Origin of the sequence: Pseudomonas sp. BGI-2, assembly GCF_004310295.1 — a bacterium.
GTDB lineage: Bacteria > Pseudomonadota > Gammaproteobacteria > Pseudomonadales > Pseudomonadaceae > Aquipseudomonas.
Genome location: NZ_SISB01000021.1, coordinates 38,072 through 58,170 on the forward strand (window position 1 = coordinate 38,072; position 20,099 = coordinate 58,170).

Here is a 20,099-nt window from a genome sequence, read left to right on the forward strand (position 1 = left end):
ACAATAAGTCCGAGTGTCAGGCACCAGGCTGCTGGTCACAATAAACACGGGTAGAGCTGAATGGTGCTCGATAAGGCTGGGGGATAGTCAGGAACAGGCCGCCTTGCGTGGCGGTGAAACCAGCCGATCCCGAAACTCCTGGTAATGCTTGAGCACCTGCGCCGGTGCTTCAGTCTGTGGGTAATGGCCAATATCAGGCAGCAAAACCGTGTCCGGTTCGGGGATCAGCTCCCGATAGCGCTTGACCATGTGAGCGCCGGAAATCGGATCGACCTCTCCATCGATAACCCGCAACGGGACTTCACCGCGCTGCATGGCGCTGACCCAACGCTCGCGCTGGACACGCCGCTCAGGGATATAAGCAATGAGTTTGTGCATGATCCGCGGCCCATGATTGCTGTCGATCAGGCCCCAAAAATCATCCATCTCGCTTTCGCTGGGCCGCGTTTGCGGACCGAAGATCTGCCGGAAACTTTTCACCAGTCCGTCGCGGGTAAAGGCTCGACCAATCATCCAGCCCAAGGGGCTGAGCAGCAGTTTTTGCATCAACACCGGGCGATGGGTTTCAGGAAACAGGCCGCCGTTGAGGAACACACAACTGGCGAGATCAATACGTGTTTCGTAATGCCGGGCCAACAGTTCCTGCGCCACGCTGTCGCCATAATCGTGGGCCAGCACATGCACCGGTTGCTCGACGTTGAGGTGCGCGAGCAAGGCCTGTTGCAGATCGGCCTGCTCCAACAGGCTGTATTCATGGTTGACCGGTTTGGCTGAGTCGCCGAAACCGAGCATGTCGCACGCAATCACCCGATAGCGCTGCGCCAGCGGTTGCCACAGGTAATGCCAGTCCCAACTGGCGGTCGGGAAGCCATGGATGAGCAGCAGCGGCTCACCCTGCCCCGCCGTCCAGTAACGGATGGTCTGGCCTCGGAATACGAACGTCTGGCCGCGTTTGCGCCAGACACACAGGGGGATCTCGGCGAGTGCCATTAGAGTTTATAACCCGGGTCTTGTTGATCGAGTTTGCGCAGTAACGCCGGCCAGGCCAACGCGCCGCCCATCCCTTGAGCACTTTTGGTCACGCCGGCGATCATTGCCTTGGCACCCGCCAGTATCTGCGGCTCGATGGCAATCAGCTCGGCACCACCGTTCTGCGCCAGCACCTGGATATCGCAGGCACGCTGGAAGGTAAACATCATCAGGAACGTGTCGGCGATGGTGCTGCCACAGGTCAGCAAGCCGTGGTTGTGCAGCATCAGGAAATTGTTTTCACCCAGGTCGGCTTGCAGGCGAGCCTTCTCTTCATGGTTCAGGGCAACGCCTTCGTAAGCGTGGTAAGCCAGGCTGGACAGCACAAACAATGACTGCTGACTGATCGGCAGAATGCCCTGTTTTTGCGCCGACACCGCCACACCCGCAGCGGTGTGGGTGTGCAGCACGCAGACCACATCGTGACGCACTTCATGCACAGCGCTGTGAATGGTGTAACCCGCCGGGTTGATCTCGTAAGGGCTGTCCATCAGCTTTTTGCCGGTCTGATCGACCTTGACCAGGCTCGACGCGGTGATCTCGTGAAACATCAGCCCGAACGGGTTGATCAGGAAATCTTCAGTGCCCAACACCTTGGCCGAGATGTGCGTAAAGATCAGATCGTCCCAGCCATGCGAGGCGACCAGACGATAACAGGCTGCCAGGTCGACGCGGGTCTGCCACTCGGCAGCACTGACTTGGTCTCTGACACTGTGGGGGGATTGGACGGGAGCAACGTTCACGGCAAGGACCTCCTGTTCTTATTGTTTTACTGTCGTTAAAGCAGTCTAGTCAGCCCTCGGATTTCGTGTAGTTGCATTCGCAGCCAGCTTGATGGCCTAACGAGTCAGTTCAGAAGAGAGCCTGGATCCATGTCAAAGGACCGCCGCCAATAAGGGGGCGGCAAACAGATTCAAAAGCCCCGTCAGAACCATGACAAGCCCCGCGACCGAGCCCTCTTCACCGCCCACTTCATGGGCCCGACTGACGCCGGCACCGTGCGCGCCAACGCCAAATAACGCGCCGCGCGCAAGGGCGCTGCGCAACGGCAGCCACTTCAGCAGAATGCCGCCGAGCATCGCCCCGAACACCCCGGTAAACATCACGAACACCGCCGTCAGTTCCGGAACACCGCCGAGGTCGTGAGCCAGTGGCATGGCAAAGGGCGTGGTGATGGAACGTGGCACCAGCGACATCGTCACCGAACTGTCCAGCGCCAGCGCCTTGGCCAAACCGAACGAGGTGCCGATGGACGCCGCACTGCCCGCCAGCATTCCGAGCAGCAATGCCGACCAATGCCGCATCAACATCTGCCGCTGTTGCCAGATCGGCACCGCGAAGGCGACGGTCACCGGCCCCAACACCCACATCAGCCAATGGGTGTTGCTCGAATACTCCGAATACGCGGTGTGCAGCGGAACAGCGAGGGCCAGCAGCAAGGCCGGAACCAGAATCAGCGGCGACAGCAGATAACGCCCCGTTCGCCGGTAGGTCCATCGACTGAATAAATAGGCCGACAGCGTGAAGACCAGCCAGAACATCGGCATCAGCTCAAGCTTCATGGGACCTCCTCAACCGCACCATCCATTCCACGGTAAACGCGGTCACCAGCATCACCATCAGCGTACTGACGCCGATCACCAGCAGAATCCGCCAGCCGTCGTCGCGCATCAAGCGGCCGTAATCGAGCAGGCTCATCAGCGCCGGAATAAAAAACAGCAACATCTCGGCCATCAATAGACCTGCGCCCATTTGCAACGCCGCCGGTTTGATCCAGCCAACGGCGAAAGCCAGCAGCAGCAACGCCATACCGACCACACCACCCGGGATCGGCCAGGCAAACCATACGGCGATTTCACAGCCGAGCAGGTAGATGCCGAGCAGCACGGCCAGTTCCGCGGTTAATCGAGCCAGGCGTTTGAAGGATGATGCATTCATGATTTCGGTCCTCACAGATGCTCATTTTACGGAGCGGGCTGCCATCCCCGAAACGAATTGTTAGACTCGACGCTATTCCAATCTGGAATCAGACGCATGGAATTCAAGCAGCTACGCAGCTTCGTCGAAGTGATGCACCAAGGGGGTTTCACCCAAGCCGCCAAGACCCTGCACATCAGCCAATCGGCGGTCAGCAAGCAAGTCGCCCAACTGGAACAGAGCCTGGGCACACCGCTGCTCGAACGCCTGGGTTCGCAACTTCGCCTGACTGCCGCCGGCAGCGTGGTGCTGCAACGGGCCGAAGGCATGCTGCGGCTGCGCAACGAATTGCTCAGCGAGCTGGACGATTTGAGCCAACTGGCTCGTGGGGAATTGCGCCTGGGCCTGCCACTGTTGGGCAGTGATGCGCTGTTCGCCGGGCTGTTTGCCGAGTACCGGCGGCGTTACCCGAATATCAGTATTCAACTACTTGAGGGCGGTAGCCTGAACATCGAGCAGTCGGTATTGAGCGGTGAGCTCGAACTGGGTGGCAGTCTGTTGCCGAAGGATCCGCAGTTCGCCTTCCAACCATTCTGCGATGAGCCGCTGGATGCGCTGCTGCCGGCCGATCATCCGCTGGCGACCAAGACGGTGATTGGATTGGAAGAATTGGCCGATACGCCGTTTCTGCTGTATCAGCGCAGCTTCGTGCTCAATGACCGTTTGCTGCAAGCCTGCCATCAGCTGGGATTTTCGCCCAAGGAAGGTGGGCGCAGTGGCCAGGCGGATTTTCTCGCGGCACTGGTGGCCGCCGGCCAGGGCGTGGTGCTGTTGCCCAGCGTGGTGGCGCGCGGATTGGTGCGGCCAGGGGTGGTGCGCCTGACCTTGAATGCCCCGAGCTACTTGCGCTGGGACATCGCCTTTATCTGGCGTCAGGGCGCGTACTTGTCGAAGGCTGCGCAAGCCTGGCTCGCACTGCTGCGCGAGCGGCCGGTCAACCCCGCAGCGCGGTAATCAACTCCGCCAGCCAAGGTTCGGCGTCGGTTTCCGGGGTCACGCTTTCGCTGGCGTCCAGGCGCAGCATCGGCAGCACTTCGCGCAGGCCCAGCTCGCCGAACAATTCACGCATCTGCTCACCGCCACCGCAGAACGTATCGCCGTAACTGGCATCTCCGAGGCCGATTACGGCACCCGGCAAACCACGCCAGGCGGCGGGCAACAGATCGCGAATCGTCGAATACAACGTTTGCAGGTTATCCGGCAACTCACCCATGCCGGTGGTTGAAGTCACCGCCAGCAACGCTTCCGGGCCGAATGCCTGGATATCGACAAGTGTTGCGCGCGGGTTGTGCCAGGTTTCGAAACCTGCGGTGTTTAAAATCTTCGCGGCGTGGCGGGCAACTTCTTCAGCCGTGCCGTACACCGAGCCGGAAATGATGGCGACTTTCATCAAACTGATCCTGAAGCTGAGAAAAAGACTGAGATATTAACAGCACAGCCTTATTTGATCTTTTAGAATGCTGCCCTCAACCCACTCGGAAAGGATTCTCCGATGATCAACGCTCAACTGTTGCAAATGGTGATAAACGCTTCCAACGACGGCATCGTGATTGCCGAAAAGGAAGGCGAGCAGGACAACATCCTGATTTACGTGAATCCGGCGTTCGAGCGTCTGACGGGTTACACCAGCGAAGAAATCCTCTACCAGGATTGCCGTTTCCTGCAGTCCGGTGACCGGGATCAAGAAAAGGCCCTCAAAGCGATTCGCGAGTCGTTGAGCAGTGGCGGCTCCTGCCGGGAAATCCTGAGAAATTACCGCAAGGACGGCACGCCGTTCTGGAATGAGCTGTCCCTTTCTACAGTGAAAAATCCGGCTGACGGACAGACTTATTTTGTTGGCGTACAGAAAGACGTAACGGTTCAAGTCAAGGCACTGCAGCGCGTTGCGCAACTGGAAGCGCAGTTGGCTGAGATGCAAGCCGAGCTTGATGCGTTGAAAACGACGAACGGCCAAAACAAAACAGCGAATTAATTGTCATTAACTACAATCACCGATGACTTTGTAACTTTTTCTTTCGAGTTAGCCATGCAACGCGACGCACTCCTGACACAGGATGAACTGGATTTTATCCAGACCATGCAACACAACCCGCAACTCAATGTGCGGGATGCGACGTCGAGTCTGCTCGTCAATGGTGGATCGCAAATCCGTGATCTGCTCACACGCCTGGCGGCACATGAGCAAGTGACCATTCAGGCCAACTTCGAAAACCAGCAAATGACCTTTCCGCTGCACCTGGTGGAAGACGAATTTCATGCGCTGCATTTGCGCCTGGGCGTGCCGAGTATTTATGAAGACGGGCCGATGGTACGGCCATGGCGCCTGACAGTTGAAGAGCCGGTGGCGCTGGAAAATGCCAAAGGTCAACCCGGCACGATGTGGGTGCACGAAATATCGTTCAAAGGGGTTTTGCTGGAAGTCCGCAACAAGACCAAACCGCCCAAGCATTTCGCGTTGTGGTTCAGTCCGTCAGGCTATGAGCGGATTGCGCTGCGCGGCACTTTTGAGCGTGAAACCGAACAAGGTTTCTACGCCTACGAATTGAGCCAGACCGACAAGGACGAGACCGAGCGTCTGCGCCAGTACATCCTTCAGCAGCATCGTCTGACACATCCCGCACTGCACAACTGAATTCAGGTATCCAGGTTTCCTGCCAGGAACTGTTTCAGGCGCTGACGCATCACCATTCCCTCATTTCCCAGGCACCCGATCGACGTTCCGGCCAGGCTGTCCTGTGCCAGGTCCGACGCATCACCGGCCAGCAACAACTGACAATCCAGGCTCAGGGCCAGGCGATTCAAACGTCGAGGCAACTCAACGGCTGGCGCGTGATTGGACACCAGCACCAGCGCCGTGGGCTTGATCCGCTCGCAAACCAGGGTCAGCTCATCGAATGGCTGACCGATAGCCAGCAACTGAATCGCCGAATCGACACTGCTCAGGTACAGCGCCGTGACCAGCACTTCCAGCTCATGAGCCTGATCGGCCAAGGCGCAGACAATCACGCGTCGTGGTTGCATGACGCGCACCAGCAGCATGCGTTGCAGTACGCGAGAACGCAGAAAACCATCCAGAAATAGCCATTCGCTGGTCTGACCGAACGCCTCATGGCGCTGCAGCATCAGCTTCCAGATTGGCAACAGGATGTCCTGGAACACCGCGGTCAGGGGGTAACTGGAAAAAATCTGTCCATAGACTTGCTCCAGTTGCACCTCGTCAAACGCCGTCACCGCCATCTGAACCTGCTGCTGCCACTGGGCGTAGTCGACCTGAACGAGTTCGTCGGGAATAATCTTTGCCAGTGCTTTGAGGGGTTCGGTCTTGGCCAGTATCTTGCCGACCTTGCTGACCGCGACGCCGCGGTCGATCCAGCCGAGAATGCTGCGAACCTTTTCGATGTCGGCCATCGAGTACAGCCGATGCCCGCTTTCGGTGCGTGTGGGCTGGATCAGGCCATACCGCCGCTCCCACGCCCGCAACGTGACGGGGTTGATACCCGTCAGGCGGGCAACCTCACGGATAGGGAACAGATCTTCTTGCGCAATGGAAGGATCCGTCTGTGAGGCAGGGGCACTTTCAGTCAGGAAAGGCATGAGGCGGTCGACATCCATGTGCGAAATTGGATCCCATTCTACTCCTCATGCCCCATGACTATTCAAGGCATTGATAAACGACGAATGCCGCTGGTGTATTTATCATAATCAGGAATAATCCTTGCTTGTCTCAAGGCGCAGCCCATCATCCCGGCGTTGCGCCTGGCGAAACTCCCACCCGGAGTAACGCGTCTGTCATACGGAGATACACAATGTCTACCTCACCCGTCACGCTGATGGTTTCACGACGCGTCGCCGATGGGCGTTATCAGGACCTGATGGTCTGGTTGCGCGAAGGCGAACAACTGGCCACCGACTTTCCCGGTTATCTCGGCTCAGGTGTGCTCGCTCCGCCGCCCGCAGATAACGAATTCCAGATTATTTTCCGATTTGCCGACGAGCAAACCATGCACGCCTGGGAGCATTCGGCTTCGCGTACCGCATGGCTGGCCCGCGGCAGCGATCTGTTTGCGCATAAAACGGAACATCGCGTCAGCGGGATCGAAGGCTGGTTCGGCGCTGCCGGCCAGCGTCCACCCCGCTGGAAACAGGCCGTGGCGATCTGGCTGGCGTTCTTTCCGGTTTCCTTGCTGTTCAACTTAGTATTGGGGCCGTTGCTCGGCGAAATGAGCCTGCTGCCTCGCGTGTTCATCAGCACTCTGTGCCTGACTCCGTTGATGGTCTACTTCTTCATTCCGCTGTCGACCCGCATGCTTGCCGGCTGGCTGAACAGCGCGCCAGCACGTCCGTTGCCCGCCGAGCCCACCCCCCAAAATCACTGATCCTTATAGGAGCGAGGCTTGCCCGCGAAGAAGACAACTCGGTTCAACAGACAGATCGAGTTATCGTTCTTCGCGGGCAAGTCGGATCGCCGCATCGCTCGCTCCTACAATAGCCACCTCACGACCCGTCGCTGGTATAGTTTTGCTCTTACCACGACGCGAGCCGTTCATGACCTCTTCTGCAGCTCCGATCCTCATCACCGGTGCCGGCCAGCGTGTCGGCCTGCACTGTGCACAGCGTTTGCTCGAAGACGGCCATCCGGTGATCTTCAGCTACCGCAGCGATCGTCCCGGCGTGCAGACATTGCGCGACTTGGGCGCCATCGCGGTGTTTGCGGACTTCTCCACTGAAGCAGGAATCCTCGCGTTCATCACCGAACTCAAAACCCACACCGATAGCCTGCGCGCCATTGTCCATAACGCCTCCGAATGGCTGGCCGAAACACCCGACACCGACGCCGAGGCCTTCACCCGCATGTTCAGCGTGCACATGCTGGCGCCGTACCTGATCAACCTGCACTGCGCCGACTTGCTCGAACGCTCAAGCCCCGCTGACATCGTGCACATCAGCGATGACGTGACCCGCAAGGGCAGCAGCAGGCACATAGGCTACTGCGCCAGCAAAGCCGGGCTCGACAGCCTCACCCTGTCCTTTGCCGCGAAATACGCGCCGACAATCAAGGTGAACGGTATCGCGCCAGCCCTGCTAATGTTCAATCCCTACGACGACGCCGCGTACCGCGCCAAAGCCCTGGCCAAATCCGCGCTGGGCATCGAACCCGGCAGCGAAGTGATCTACCAGAGCCTGCGTTATTTGCTCGACAACCCTTATGTCACCGGCACGACCCTGACCGTCAACGGCGGACGGCACATCAAATAAGCGGCCCCCGCGAGGATGTTCCATGACGTTATCCCTGCCCCAGAATTCTCTGCCCCAGAGCTATCGCGAGATCCTCATTGGCCTCGGTGAAAACCCCGACCGCGAAGGACTGCAAGACACCCCTGTTCGCGCGGCCAAGGCCATGCAGTACCTCTGCCATGGCTACGACCAGAGTGTCGAAGAGATCGTCAACGGCGCACTGTTTGCGTCAGACACCGACGAGATGATCATCGTCGCCGACATCGAGCTCTATTCATTGTGCGAACATCACCTGCTGCCCTTCATTGGCAAGGCCCATGTGGCTTATATTCCCACGGGCAAGGTGCTGGGCCTGTCGAAGATCGCGCGGCTGGTGGACATGTTCGCCCGTCGCCTGCAAATTCAGGAAAACCTCACCCGGCAAATCGCCGAGGCGGTGCAACAGGTGACCGACGCGGCCGGTGTCGCGGTGGTCATCGAAGCCAAGCATATGTGCATGATGATGCGCGGCGTCGAGAAACAGAATTCGACCATGAACACTTCGGTGATGCTCGGCGCCTTCCGCGAGTCGAGCAACACCCGCCAGGAGTTCCTGCAATTGATTGGACGGAGCAAGTAGCAATGCCACAACTTCAACCAGGAATGGCACGCATCCGGGTCAAAGACCTGTGCCTGCGGACCTTCATCGGGATCAACGAGGATGAAATCCTCAACAAGCAGGATGTGCTGATCAACCTGACCATCCTGTATGCCGCTCAGGAAGCGGTGCGTGACAACGACATCGATCACGCGCTGAATTACCGAACCATCACCAAGGCGATCATCGCTCACGTGGAGGGCAATCGTTTCGCGTTGCTCGAACGCCTGACCCAGGAAATTCTCGATCTGGTCATGGCCAACGCGTCGGTGCTGTACGCCGAGGTTGAAGTCGACAAGCCGCACGCCCTGCGATTCGCCGAGTCGGTGTCGATTACCCTGGCCGCGAGCCGCTGACCGCGTCTGGCGCATTGTCCGTCAGACTTTTATCATCCGCGCCACGATTGGATTGCACAGAGCCCGCCATGAACGATCAACAACGCCTGGAACTTGAAGCCGCCGCCTTTCGCCGGCTGGTCGCCCACTTGGACAGCCGCAAGGATGTGCAGAACATCGACCTGATGAACCTCTCCGGTTTCTGCCGCAACTGCCTGTCCAAGTGGTACAAGGCCGCCGCCGACGAACGCCAGATCGAGGTCAGCCTCGATGACGCCCGCGAAGTGGTTTACGGCATGCCGTACGCCGAGTGGAAAGCCCAATACCAGCAAGAAGCCAACGCCGAACAACAAGCGGCGTTCGCCAAAGGAAAACCCAATGATTAGGCGCTTGCTAAGTGTTAGCAACAGGCTAGGTTTACAAACAAGGAGTTAAATAGCTTCAGACGCTATGGTTTAAGCCTCTGACTCTGAGTCCTTTCGATAAGAATCTTCGATTCATCAGGGTGGGGGCTGGCTGATGGAGCTTGTTTGGGCGACCGAAGATTTGGTGATTGCCGGGCGTTCGTACACCGGCTTTCCGATTCTACTTTGGGACACGATGGAGAGTTTCGATAAAATCGTACCGCGTGATCTTACACCGTATATCCCTATACGCCCCCTCTCTCATTTCCCGTGAAAAAGGTAATCAAAACTGTTACTCCCCTTAAATAAGGAACAGACTGTCATGTAACTCATCCTTAGCTCATTCTGATTCTGTAGGCTCTTCCACCTGCCCCTCCCTCAATTCAAATGGCTATAAGCAAGTATTTGACCACTGGCTTACGTTCAGACGTTTACAATTCAATAACATTGTTGCACTCAGCTCCTACATCCGCCCAGTATAGTAGGCGAAATTTTAATTCATTTAATTTTAAAATATTTGATCCTGAATACTTAAAAATTTTTAATAGATGCTTGGTGTTTAATGACCTCTCGATGGATCGTTCTCGTAATTGTCTCTAGCGCACTGTTCTTAGTCAGCATTGACGTAACTGTACTGCACACGGCCCTGCCGGGTATTGTCTATGACCTCGGCGCGACCAGTTCTCAAAAGTTGTGGATCGTAAATACCTATTCCCTGGTCGTGGCGGGGCTGTTGCCCGGCTTTGGTGCACTGGGCGATCGCATTGGCCATCGCCGCGTCTTCATGTGGGGGCTGGTCGGGTTCGGGATCGCCTCACTGGCCGCCGCCTTCGCGCCAAGTGCCGAATTACTCATCACTGCCCGTATGCTGCTTGCCGTGGGAGCGGCAATGATGCTGCCCGCCACTATTGCTCTTCTGCGGCTGACCTTCAAGGAGGAGCGCGAGAGCGCTATCGCACTTGGCATATGGGGAGCCACCGCTTCCTGCGCTGTGGCCATCGGCCCGCTGATTGGAGGGGCGTTGTTGGAGTATTTTTGGTGGGGAGCAGTTTTCCTGATCAATGTGCCTGTCGTGCTGGTCACACTGGCCCTGACCCTCCGTTATGTTCCCAGCCATGGGGGAAATGCCACGCGCCATTGGGATTTTTGGACCTCCGTCCTTATTACGCTCGCCTTGGTGGGACTCATCTATGGGCTGAAGGAGGCTATCAGGCCCGACGGCGATACCATACATACCCTCGCGGCAATTGTTCTCGGCGGGTTGTTCACATGGTTGTTTCTGCGGCGACAGAAGAGTCTTCCCTCACCAATGTTGGACTTTTCGCTGTTTCGCAACCCGCGCTTCGCTGCAGGCATTATGGCAGCGCTGTTCAGCAGCCTGGCTATTATGGGCACCGATTTCGTAATTACCCAGCAACTGCAGCTTTCACACGGCTATACGCCTTTACAGGCGGGGCTGTACCTACTGCCAATCGCCGTCGCCGCGTTCCTGTCGGGCCCCGCTATAGGCTCCGTACTTATGCAGGTAGGGGTGGAACGCATGCTCGCAGTTATGCTCGGAGTGACTGGAATTGGGCTTGGTCTGTTTACCTTGTCGGGTGACGTCTCTCTCATCTGGCAGGCTGCCGCGCTGGCTCTATTTGGTTTTGGAGCGGGCGGAACCATGTCAGCTGCCTCTAGCGCAATTATGATCAGCGTGCCAGTGGATCGCGCGGGTATGGCTGGCTCCATCCAGGAGGTATCATTTGAACTGGGAGCAACGCTTGGTGTGGCCGTATTGGGCAGCCTGATGGCTGCGGTCTATACCGCCTCCTTTGCACCTCCATCGGATATGACCGTCCCGGTATTGGCATGGGACAGTATCGACCAGGCGTTGATTGCTGCCAGTTCACTTTCGCCCGATGCCGCAGCACGCATGACGGCAGCAGCGCGAATAGCCTTTGATCGCGGAGCTATCGTCAGCTTCACATTGGGGGCAGCCCTCGTGACGGCATTGGCGATTGGCATCGGTATACTGGCGCACCGCAGATCTGCCAACGCAAGCCTTCCGGTAGAACTATGAATGCGTGAACCGTATTGGCGTTCATTCAGATGTGAGGTCGGCTTCCATGGCAGCAAGTTCAACCACTCAATCTCTGCCCGCAGGGCAGAAACCAGAGCCCTCAAGACATGAAGTTTTTTAGGCCGGAGTCGGTCACGACCGAATGTTACTTGGGCTTTTTTCAGCGTGGCAAGTTAGGCCGTGAGGGCGGGGGCTGTACGAATTGACCTCCGCCAATAAATGGTCAGGTCGAATGCAAACGGGTGGTCAAGTGGAGTGCAATTATCCAGCTTAGGTGTGGTTCGAAATGACCTCAAAAAAAGTAAAAAAAATTACTATATGTAAGTAACTGAAAACGTTTGCGAATATCGCATTTAACAGTTAATAAGGAGCCATATTCAATGAGTGATTTGAACACCCTGCGCACCCGCCTCAAGAGCGGCGAACACGTTTTTGCCGACACCTTGGCCTTCATCGCCACCGGCTACGAATATCAGCCCCAAGCCTTCAACAACGGCGGCGTGGAAAACGCAGCCGGGCAGAACGAAGGCTCGTGCAAGACTCTGGGTCTGGCGCTGCTGGAAGGCTTGAGCGATGAAGAAACGTTGTTGGCGTTCGGCGAGCATTACCGCTCGGTGGTGGCCACGCCTGAAGGCAGCGATCACGGCAATATCCGCGCGTTGATTGCGCATGGTTTGGCCGGTGTGAATTTCACTCAGCAGCCGCTGACTCGTCGCTGATTCCACGCCCACCCAACACATCCCGACTTTTAAGATTGACCCGGCGACTTTATTTCGTTTGCCGGGCAACGCTGCTCACGGCTTAGATAAAAAGAAGCATCCCTTCTTCTGAGTCAGGTATCCATGAGCAGCGAAACCATCAGCCGGTCGATCAACATCGTGCACCCCGTCACACTCAGCCACGGCAAAAACGCCGAGGTCTGGGACACCGATGGCAAACGCTATATCGACTTTGTCGGCGGCATCGGCGTGCTGAACCTCGGCCATTGCCATCCGCGCATCGTCGAAGCCATTCGTGAACAAGCCACCCGGCTGACTCACTACGCGTTCAACGCCGCCCCGCATGTGCCCTACCTCGAACTGATGGATCGCCTGACGGCGTTCATGCCAGTGGACTACCCGGTCAGCGGCATGCTCACCAACAGCGGCGCGGAAGCAGCGGAAAACGCCCTGAAGATCGTGCGTGGCGCCACCGGTCGCACCGCGGTCATCGCTTTCGATGGCGCCTTCCACGGCCGCACCCTCGCCACACTCAATCTCAATGGCAAAGTCGCGCCTTACAAACAGAAAGTCGGCGTGCTGCCGGGGCCGGTGTTTCATTTGCCGTACCCGAGCAAGGACAACGGCGTGACCTGCGCCGAAGCCTTGAAGGCCATGGATCGACTGTTCAGTGTCGAGATCGACGTTGAAGATGTGGCCTGCTTTATCGTCGAACCGGTGCAAGGTGAAGCTGGCTTCCTGGCGATGGATGTGGAGTTCGCCCAAGCGCTGCGACGCTTCTGCGATGAGAAGGGCATTGTGTTGATCGCCGACGAAATCCAGTCCGGCTTCGGTCGCACCGGCCAGCGCTTTGCGTTCTCGCGACTGGGCATTGAGCCGGACCTGATCCTGCTGGGCAAAAGCATTGCCGGCGGCGTGCCGCTGGGTGCGGTTGTCGGGCGTAAGTCGCTGCTCGACACCTTGCCAAAGGGCGGGCTGGGCGGCACCTATTCAGGCAATCCCATCGCCTGCGCCGCGGCGCTGGCAACCCTGGACGAAATGACTGACGCGCAGCTGCAAGCCTGGGGCTCACAACAGGAAGAAGCGATTGTCAGCCGCTACGAATCATGGCGTACCAGCAAGCTGTCGCCGTATCTGGGCCGTTTGACCGGCGTGGGTGCAATGCGGGGCATCGAGTTGATCAATGCCGACGGCACACCGGCATCGGCGCAGTTGACCCAGCTGCTGGCGTTGGCACGAGACGCAGGTTTGCTGGTGATGCCCAGCGGCAAGGCGCGCCACATCATCCGGCTGTTGGCGCCGTTGACCACCGAGGCGGTAGTGCTGGAAGAAGGGCTGGATATCCTTGAGGCGTGCCTGGCGAAGCTTTCCTGAGAGCAAACTACGATCAGGGACTGACATAGCGAATTATGTTCGCTTGTAGTCCCCGATTTTGCGTCGCAATACTGGCCAAATACCCCCTTTACCAAGCGAGATCACTACCACCTATAAGCCTCAGGCAGTCATGTAGCAATGCCCCGGACAGCCTGACCGCTGCACGTTATTGATAGCTACCCCGGTACCGAGGATTTTTGCGCACCGACACTGCCCGCCCTACCGGCGACTGCCAGTGCCACGCAACAAGCCAGTAACGAGAATGCGGCGAATGCGCCCATTACATGTAGGTAAGGCAACACGTGATTCCAGGCTCGAGCCACCCCCAGGAAAGCGGCGAATAGCCAACCACTCATGGAAAGCGCACCCAACAAGGCAAGCCGCGCGCGGCCTGCACTGCGCAGTGCGACGAATGGAGCCTTTTGCAGCAGCGGGAAGCCGACTCGATGCAATAATGCACCGTTCAGACTAAGCAGCACGACGACAGTCACCTTGGCCCAGAGTTTCTGATTGAGCAGATACGCATCGCCTTCATCGAGGTAACCCTGAAGCACCAGTAACAGTCCGCTTGCCCACAGGGCCAGCAGTGCGAGGCTGACGATCTTCTGAGTTTCATCAAGGTACTCAAGCCTCGCCTGGTCCAGTATTTCCTTGCGCCAACTCCAAAGCTTGTGATCCGCTTGCAACACCCTCCCCAGGGCAATACACGTAGCGAGCAGATGACCGTATACGAGAAGCATTTTGAGCATTGCCTTGACCTTATTATTGTTTTGGCGCTGCGTTCCCTGCTTCGCTGAATTGAAAGCGAATGATACAAATTTGCAATTGCATTTTCAACATGAGCATTCATTCATAGGTGCTGGCACCGACCGCGATACAACTGTCATCACACATAGAGCCGGTCATTCCTGTGGCGGATGATGTAGCCGGTCGGCAACCACCACAACACTGTTGTTCGAATGCAGGTCTATGCCACAAAAGGCTTTCAGATTAGCAGTGTCAAAAAAATACCCCTCATAGAGGGGTATTTGTGTAGTTACAGTCTGGAAAGACCCTAACTATGTATTCCTAGGTGGGGGAATAGCCGAGGCCGGTATTTTCATTGCAACGCAATCAGAACGAAGCGTTCTGCAGGTCGTCAAGGTAACGCTCGGCGTCCAGTGCGGCCATGCAGCCAGCGCCGGCCGAGGTGATGGCCTGACGGTAAACGTGGTCAGCCACGTCACCGGCAGCAAAGATGCCTTCGAGACTGGTGGCAGTGGCATTGCCGTCACGGCCGCCCTGGACCACCAGGTAACCGTCTTTCAACGTCAGCTGACCTTCGAACAACGAGGTGTTCGGGGTGTGGCCGATAGCAATGAACACGCCGTCGACTGTCAGCTCGTCGAAGCTGCCGTCGTTGTTCTTCAGGCGGGCACCGGTCACGCCCATGTTGTCGCCCAGGACTTCGTCCAGAGTCGAGTTCAGCTTCAAGACGATCTTGCCTTCTGCAACCCGGGCATTCAGCTTGTCGATCAGGATCTTCTCGGCGCGGAACGTTTCGCGACGGTGGATCAGGGTCACGGTGCTGGCGATGTTGGCCAGGTACAGGGCTTCTTCGACAGCGGTGTTGCCGCCACCCACCACAGCCACTGGCTTGTTGCGATAGAAGAAACCGTCGCAGGTTGCGCAGGCCGAAACGCCTTTGCCCATGAACGCTTCTTCCGACGGCAGGCCCAGGTAACGCGCGCTGGCGCCGGTGGCGATGATCAGGGCGTCGCAGGTGTAAGTCGCGCTGTCGCCGGTCAGGGTGTACGGCTTGGCAGCGAAGTCCACGGCATTGATGTGATCGAAAACGATCTCGGTTTCAAAGCGCTCGGCGTGCTCTTTCATGCGCTCCATCAACGCCGGGCCGGTCAGGCCGTGGACGTCGCCCGGCCAGTTGTCGACTTCGGTGGTGGTGGTCAGTTGACCACCAGCCTGCATGCCGGTGATCAGCAGCGGCTTGAGGTTGGCACGGGCGGCATAGACCGCGGCGCTGTAACCGGCAGGGCCGGAACCGAGAATAATCACTCGCGAATGACGGACTTCAGACATGACCTGCTCCTGTTGACCGGCCCGGAACACCTGGCGCGGAACGCCGGGTTGCCGGCGGGAATAAAAAAGGACCGTTGAAAGCACTTGGGGAAGGCTTGAACTCGACAGTCCTGTAAAAAAGATTGGGTGCAGCGTATCGAGGGGGGGAAGATTAAGGAAATACGGTTTAACAATCCAGCTCATAGGTGGTCTCTATCCCGTCACGCTGAATATAGAGACGCCTTTGTTACAGTAGATGTCGATGCTTCGACCGCGCTTTCGCCTGTCAGGCAAAGCCGGTAAGGTCGGCGCGTTTTCCCTCTGCTCGGAGCACGTTATGCCCGCCCCTGTTCTGTCCGGCCCGCAATACCTGCGCGAAGGCCTCAAGCTGGTCCTGAGCCCCAGCCTGCGTTTGTTCGTGTTGTTGCCCTTGGCGATCAACCTCGTGCTGTTCGTCGGATTGATCTACCTGGCCAGCCATCAATTCAGCCTGTGGGTCGATACGCTGATGCCGTCCCTGCCCGACTGGTTGAGTTTTCTCAGTTACGTCCTCTGGCCGATTTTTGTCGTGCTGGTGGTGCTCATGGTGTTTTTCACCTTCACCATGCTCGCCAACGTCATCGCCGCGCCGTTCAACGGCTTCCTGGCGGAGAAGGTCGAAGTGGTGGTGCGCGGCACCGATGACTTTCCGGCGTTCAGCTGGGGTGAACTGATTGCCATGATCCCCCGCACCTTGTCTCGGGAAATGCGCAAACTCGGCTATTTCCTGCCGCGGGCGATCGGGTTGTTCATTCTCTCGTTCATCCCCGTGGTGAACATCATTGCTGCGCCGCTGTGGCTGCTGTTCGGCGTGTGGATGATGGCAATCCAGTACATCGACTACCCGGCGGACAACCACAAACTGGGCTGGAACGAAATGCTCGCCTGGCTGCGCGAGAAGCGCTGGCAGAGCATGAGTTTTGGCGGGAGTGTTTATCTGGTGCTGCTGATTCCGGTGGTCAACATCCTGATGATGCCGGCGGCTGTGGCGGGTGCGACCCTGTTCTGGGTGCGTGAGCGTGGCGCGGAGAATTTGGTGACCCAACGCTGACACCGTCACAAATCCATCATCGAAACGCCACAATGACGACATGGCCTCAGCCGACACTGGGGTCATGACGACAGCTCTGCATATCACTCTGATCACCGAAACCTTCCCACCGGAAATCAACGGCGTGGCCAATACCCTCGGCCGCTTGTGCGATGGATTGCGCGCTCGCGGGCATCAGGTTGAACTGGTGCGACCACGTCAGGGCTGCGATCAGCAGTTGGGCAGTGACGATGAGTTGTTGCTGTGTCGCGGCTGGCCGCTGCCGGGCTATCCCGGTTTGCAATGGGGTCAGTCGTCGATGCACAAGCTGCTGCGGCGCTGGAAACGCAATCGCCCGGACGTGCTCTACATTGCCACGGAAGGCCCGCTGGGATTGTCGGCATTGCGGGCGGCACGGCGTTTGGGGATTTCGGTGGTCAGCGGCTTCCATACCAATTTCCAGCAGTATTCCAATCAGTACGGGCTCGGATTGCTGTCGCGCTTGCTGACTCACTACCTGCGCTGGTTTCACAATCGTTCTACGTTGACGCTGGTGCCCAGCATCAGCCAGCGACTGGAACTGGAGCGGCGTCATTTCGAACGTCTTGCGTTGTTGTCCCGAGGGGTCGACAGCCAATTGTTCCACCCGGTCAAACGCCTGCAATCGCTACGCGAACAGTGGGGCCTGGGTGAGAAGGACATCGCGGTCATCCACGTAGGACGTCTGGCGCAGGAGAAAAATCTTGGCTTGCTCAAGCGCTGCTTCGACGCGCTGAAAGCCACTTATCCCCAGCGCAACATGAAGCTGATTGTGGTTGGCGACGGCCCGCAGCGGGGGGCCTTGGAACAGCAGCTTCCCGAAGCGATTTTCTGTGGCGCACAACGCGGCGAGGTTTTGGCCAGCCACTATGCGTCGGCGGATGTGTTTCTGTTTCCGAGTTTGACCGAAACGTTTGGCAACGTTGTGCTTGAGGCATTGGCTTCGGGACTGGGTGTGGTTGCCTACGATCAGGCGGCAGCGGCTCAGCATATTCGCCATGGCTACAACGGCGTGCTGGCGATGCCAGGGGATGAAGAGGCGTTCTGCGATGCGGCAACGTGGTTGCTGGAGGAGCGCGAAACCTTGCGGTGCGTGCGGCTCAATGCGCGCCAGCATGCGAGTCGGCAGGGCTGGGCGGCGATTATCGAGCAGTTTGAGGGGCAGTTGCGGGGGGCTTGTTCGCAGGAACAAGCCCTGCCAGATGCAGCGTTGTTGCCTTAAAAGCTTCGCGGGCAAGCCTCGCTCCTACAGGTTCTGCGCCGAAACACAATCCTGTAGGAGCGAGCGGTGCGGCGATCCGACTTGCCCGCGAAGAGTCCATTCCAGTCGCCGCTTAAACCAGCGTCATCAACGCCTCTCGGCTGAACGGCAGGATGTCTTCCTCGCGACCGTCACGCACTTTCTGCGCCCAGTCCGGATCGACCAGCAGCGCACGCCCTACCGCCACCAGATCGAACTCATCGTTGTTCAACCGCTCCAGCAGTTTTTCCAGACTGGCCGGCTGCGCGATCTTGTCAGTGTTGACCATGAACTGCAGGAACTCGCCGTCCAGGCCAACGCTGCCCACGGTGATGGTTGGCTTGCCAGTGAGCTTGCGGGCCCAGCCTGCCAGGTTCAGCTCGGAACCGTCGAACTCAGGCTCCCAGAAACGGCGCGTCGAGCAGTGGAAAATATCCACGCCGGCGTCGGACAACGGTTTGAGGAATTCGCCCAACGCTTCGGCTGTTTGCACCAGACGCGCGGTGTAATCCTGCTGCTTCCATTGGGAGAAACGAAAAATAATCGGGAAGCCTTCACCGACCGCTGCACGCACCGCCTGGATCAGTTCAATGGCGAAACGCGAACGGTTGGCCAGGTCGCCACCGTATTCGTCGGTGCGCTGGTTGCTGCCTTCCCAGAAGAACTGGTCCACGAGGTAGCCGTGGGCACCGTGGATTTCCACGCCGTCCATGCCGATGCTTTGGGCGTCTTTGGCGGCTTGGGCGAATGCGGCGATGACGTCCTGAATATCTTGTTGGGTCATGCCGTGAACCACGACCTGACCGTCCTTCAATTTCTCCGACGGACCGTAACCCGGCACGCTGGCGTCCGGCTCTGTGCCGATACGGCGCACGCTGCCCACATGCCACAGCTGAGGAACGATCTTGCCGCCTTCGGCGTGGACCGCGTCGACCACTTTCTTCCAGCCGGCCAGCGCTGCTTCACCGTAGAAATGTGGCACGTTCGGGTAGCCATTGGAGGCCTTGTGCCCGACGGTGGTGCCTTCGGTGATGATCAGGCCGACGCCTGCGGCGGCGCGGCGGCGGTAGTACTCGATCACTTTGGAATTAGGAACGCCGCCCGGCGAAAACGAGCGGGTCATCGGCGCCATGACGACGCGGGTCGGCAGTTCGAGGGTGCCGAGGTGGAACGGTTTGAACAGGGCTTTGACTGGCATGGGACGCTCCACGAAAACGATATCGACGGGACACAACTTTTATGACGACGATAATATGCGCAGTCGAAGACGATGCACAGCACTATTGATCTGGGTGATTAAGGATTAAAAGCAGATGTATCGTAGGAGCGAAGCTTGCTCGCGAATGCGTCATGCCAGTCAGCGATGATCTCGACTGATCGACGTCTTCGCGGGCAAGTCGGATCGCCGCACCGCTCGCTCCTACAGAAGGGGAAATCAGCTCAGCGCTTTTTCAATCGCATGGATGACCGTCGGATCATCCGGCGGCGTACGCGGCGAAAACCGCGCCAACACACGCCCGTCTTTGCCGAGCAGGAATTTCTCGAAGTTCCAGGTAATGTCCCCCGGAAACTCCGCGCCCTCGCCCGCCAGCAGACGGTACAACTGATGACGATCGTGACCGTTGACTTCCAGCTTGCTGGACAACGGAAAGGTCACGCCATAATTAAGGCGGCAGAAATCCTGGATCTCTTGCTCGGTGCCCGGTTCCTGCCCGGCAAACTGGTTGCACGGCAAGCCCAGCACACTGAAACCCTGGCCTTTGTATTTCTGGTAAAGGTTTTCCAGTGCCGCGTATTGTGGGGTCAAGCCACATTTGGAGGCGACGTTGACCACCAGCACGACGTTCCCTTTAAAGGGCGCCAGCGGTAGCTCCTGTCCATCCAGGGCTGTCAATTTAAGGTCGTGAAAAGCACTCATGACGAA

The 20,099-nt window shown here is 57.9% G+C and carries 23 protein-coding genes; 13 read left to right on the top strand and 10 right to left on the bottom strand.

Going from position 1 to position 20,099, the window contains the following annotated elements; translation table 11 throughout:
* Nucleotides 1–87 precede the first annotated feature (87 nt).
* From EYC95_RS15610 to EYC95_RS15625, 4 genes are all read right to left on the bottom strand, one after another.
* Complete coding sequence (locus tag EYC95_RS15610; protein WP_131061163.1) at nucleotides 88–990, bottom strand: alpha/beta fold hydrolase; 903 nt, start codon at nucleotides 988–990, stop codon at nucleotides 88–90.
* Nucleotides 990–1,772 carry a class II aldolase/adducin family protein gene (locus EYC95_RS15615; RefSeq protein WP_131061164.1) on the bottom strand — a complete coding sequence of 261 codons (783 nt, stop codon included), beginning with the start codon at nucleotides 1,770–1,772 and terminating at the stop codon, nucleotides 990–992. The genes EYC95_RS15610 and EYC95_RS15615 overlap by 1 nt, the downstream gene beginning before the upstream one ends.
* Before the next feature lie 132 nt (nucleotides 1,773–1,904).
* Complete coding sequence (locus EYC95_RS15620; RefSeq protein ID WP_131061165.1) at nucleotides 1,905–2,591, bottom strand: LrgB family protein; 687 nt, start codon at nucleotides 2,589–2,591, stop codon at nucleotides 1,905–1,907.
* A complete protein-coding gene (locus EYC95_RS15625; protein ID WP_131061166.1) occupies nucleotides 2,581–2,967 on the bottom strand; it encodes a CidA/LrgA family protein in 387 nt (128 codons plus the stop codon). Before EYC95_RS15625 ends, EYC95_RS15620 begins: the two co-directional genes overlap by 11 nt.
* A 96-nt stretch (nucleotides 2,968–3,063) precedes the next feature.
* On the opposite strand from EYC95_RS15625, the gene EYC95_RS15630 reads away from it, so the two are divergent.
* A complete protein-coding gene (locus EYC95_RS15630; RefSeq protein ID WP_131061167.1) occupies nucleotides 3,064–3,960 on the top strand; it encodes a LysR family transcriptional regulator in 897 nt (298 codons plus the stop codon).
* Here the strand turns inward: EYC95_RS15630 and EYC95_RS15635 are convergent.
* Nucleotides 3,941–4,396: a flavodoxin gene (locus tag EYC95_RS15635; RefSeq protein ID WP_131061168.1), complete on the bottom strand. Its 456-nt coding sequence runs from the start codon at nucleotides 4,394–4,396 to the stop codon at nucleotides 3,941–3,943. The two genes, EYC95_RS15630 and EYC95_RS15635, sit on opposite strands and share 20 nt — an antisense overlap.
* A 102-nt stretch (nucleotides 4,397–4,498) precedes the next feature.
* On the opposite strand from EYC95_RS15635, the gene EYC95_RS15640 reads away from it, so the two are divergent.
* Both EYC95_RS15640 and EYC95_RS15645 read left to right on the top strand, forming a co-directional pair.
* Nucleotides 4,499–4,978 carry a PAS domain-containing protein gene (locus EYC95_RS15640; RefSeq protein ID WP_131061169.1) on the top strand — a complete coding sequence of 160 codons (480 nt, stop codon included), beginning with the start codon at nucleotides 4,499–4,501 and terminating at the stop codon, nucleotides 4,976–4,978.
* A gap of 54 nt (nucleotides 4,979–5,032) precedes the next feature.
* On the top strand, nucleotides 5,033–5,638 hold the full coding sequence (locus EYC95_RS15645; RefSeq protein WP_131061170.1) for a hypothetical protein: 606 nt from the start codon (nucleotides 5,033–5,035) through the stop codon (nucleotides 5,636–5,638).
* Nucleotides 5,639–5,640: 2 nt separating this feature from the next.
* Here EYC95_RS15645 and EYC95_RS15650 read toward each other — a convergent pair whose 3' ends face one another.
* Nucleotides 5,641–6,600 carry a MerR family transcriptional regulator gene (locus EYC95_RS15650; RefSeq protein WP_256656962.1) on the bottom strand — a complete coding sequence of 320 codons (960 nt, stop codon included), beginning with the start codon at nucleotides 6,598–6,600 and terminating at the stop codon, nucleotides 5,641–5,643.
* A gap of 212 nt (nucleotides 6,601–6,812) precedes the next feature.
* Between EYC95_RS15650 and EYC95_RS15655 the strand changes: the two genes are divergently transcribed.
* The 8 genes from EYC95_RS15655 (at nucleotide 6,813) to EYC95_RS15690 (ending at nucleotide 13,772) form a co-directional block, all read left to right on the top strand.
* Complete coding sequence (locus tag EYC95_RS15655) at nucleotides 6,813–7,382, top strand: antibiotic biosynthesis monooxygenase (RefSeq protein ID WP_131061172.1); 570 nt, start codon at nucleotides 6,813–6,815, stop codon at nucleotides 7,380–7,382.
* A 169-nt stretch (nucleotides 7,383–7,551) separates the two neighbouring features.
* Nucleotides 7,552–8,262, top strand: a complete 711-nt coding sequence (gene folM, locus EYC95_RS15660; RefSeq protein WP_131061173.1) for a dihydromonapterin reductase — start codon at nucleotides 7,552–7,554, stop codon at nucleotides 8,260–8,262.
* A gap of 22 nt (nucleotides 8,263–8,284) precedes the next feature.
* Nucleotides 8,285–8,860 (top strand): GTP cyclohydrolase I FolE, encoded by a 576-nt coding sequence (gene folE / locus EYC95_RS15665; RefSeq protein WP_131061174.1) that lies wholly within the window; start codon nucleotides 8,285–8,287, stop codon nucleotides 8,858–8,860.
* A gap of 2 nt (nucleotides 8,861–8,862) precedes the next feature.
* Nucleotides 8,863–9,234 carry a dihydroneopterin triphosphate 2'-epimerase gene (gene folX, locus EYC95_RS15670; protein WP_007970304.1) on the top strand — a complete coding sequence of 124 codons (372 nt, stop codon included), beginning with the start codon at nucleotides 8,863–8,865 and terminating at the stop codon, nucleotides 9,232–9,234.
* A 68-nt stretch (nucleotides 9,235–9,302) separates the two neighbouring features.
* Entirely contained in the window at nucleotides 9,303–9,599 is a 297-nt protein-coding gene (locus EYC95_RS15675) for a DUF1244 domain-containing protein (protein ID WP_131061175.1), read from the top strand.
* Nucleotides 9,600–10,179: 580 nt separating this feature from the next.
* Complete coding sequence (locus EYC95_RS15680) at nucleotides 10,180–11,679, top strand: MFS transporter (protein WP_131061176.1); 1,500 nt, start codon at nucleotides 10,180–10,182, stop codon at nucleotides 11,677–11,679.
* A gap of 380 nt (nucleotides 11,680–12,059) precedes the next feature.
* A complete protein-coding gene (locus EYC95_RS15685; protein WP_131061177.1) occupies nucleotides 12,060–12,398 on the top strand; it encodes a HopJ type III effector protein in 339 nt (112 codons plus the stop codon).
* Between the two features lie 123 nt (nucleotides 12,399–12,521).
* On the top strand, nucleotides 12,522–13,772 hold the full coding sequence (locus EYC95_RS15690) for an aspartate aminotransferase family protein (protein WP_131061178.1): 1,251 nt from the start codon (nucleotides 12,522–12,524) through the stop codon (nucleotides 13,770–13,772).
* A gap of 176 nt (nucleotides 13,773–13,948) precedes the next feature.
* On the opposite strand, the gene EYC95_RS15695 is transcribed toward EYC95_RS15690, so the two are convergent.
* Both EYC95_RS15695 and trxB read right to left on the bottom strand, forming a co-directional pair.
* Nucleotides 13,949–14,521, bottom strand: a complete 573-nt coding sequence (locus EYC95_RS15695) for a DUF2214 family protein (RefSeq protein WP_131061179.1) — start codon at nucleotides 14,519–14,521, stop codon at nucleotides 13,949–13,951.
* A gap of 364 nt (nucleotides 14,522–14,885) precedes the next feature.
* The gene (gene trxB, locus EYC95_RS15700; protein WP_131061180.1) at nucleotides 14,886–15,848 is read right to left on the bottom strand and encodes a thioredoxin-disulfide reductase; all 963 of its coding nucleotides are present in this window, start codon (nucleotides 15,846–15,848) and stop codon (nucleotides 14,886–14,888) included.
* Nucleotides 15,849–16,164: 316 nt separating this feature from the next.
* Here trxB and cysZ point away from each other — a divergent pair, with 316 nt between their 5' ends.
* On the top strand, nucleotides 16,165–16,917 hold the full coding sequence (cysZ, locus tag EYC95_RS15710) for a sulfate transporter CysZ (RefSeq protein ID WP_131061181.1): 753 nt from the start codon (nucleotides 16,165–16,167) through the stop codon (nucleotides 16,915–16,917).
* Between the two features lie 40 nt (nucleotides 16,918–16,957).
* On the top strand, nucleotides 16,958–18,157 hold the full coding sequence (locus tag EYC95_RS15715) for a glycosyltransferase family 1 protein (RefSeq protein WP_131061182.1): 1,200 nt from the start codon (nucleotides 16,958–16,960) through the stop codon (nucleotides 18,155–18,157).
* Between the two features lie 112 nt (nucleotides 18,158–18,269).
* On the opposite strand, the gene EYC95_RS15720 is transcribed toward EYC95_RS15715, so the two are convergent.
* Nucleotides 18,270–19,373, bottom strand: a complete 1,104-nt coding sequence (locus EYC95_RS15720; RefSeq protein WP_131061183.1) for an NADH:flavin oxidoreductase — start codon at nucleotides 19,371–19,373, stop codon at nucleotides 18,270–18,272.
* 237 nt (nucleotides 19,374–19,610) lie between these two features.
* On the bottom strand, nucleotides 19,611–20,093 hold the full coding sequence (locus EYC95_RS15725; protein WP_131061184.1) for a glutathione peroxidase: 483 nt from the start codon (nucleotides 20,091–20,093) through the stop codon (nucleotides 19,611–19,613).
* Nucleotides 20,094–20,099 lie beyond the last annotated feature (6 nt).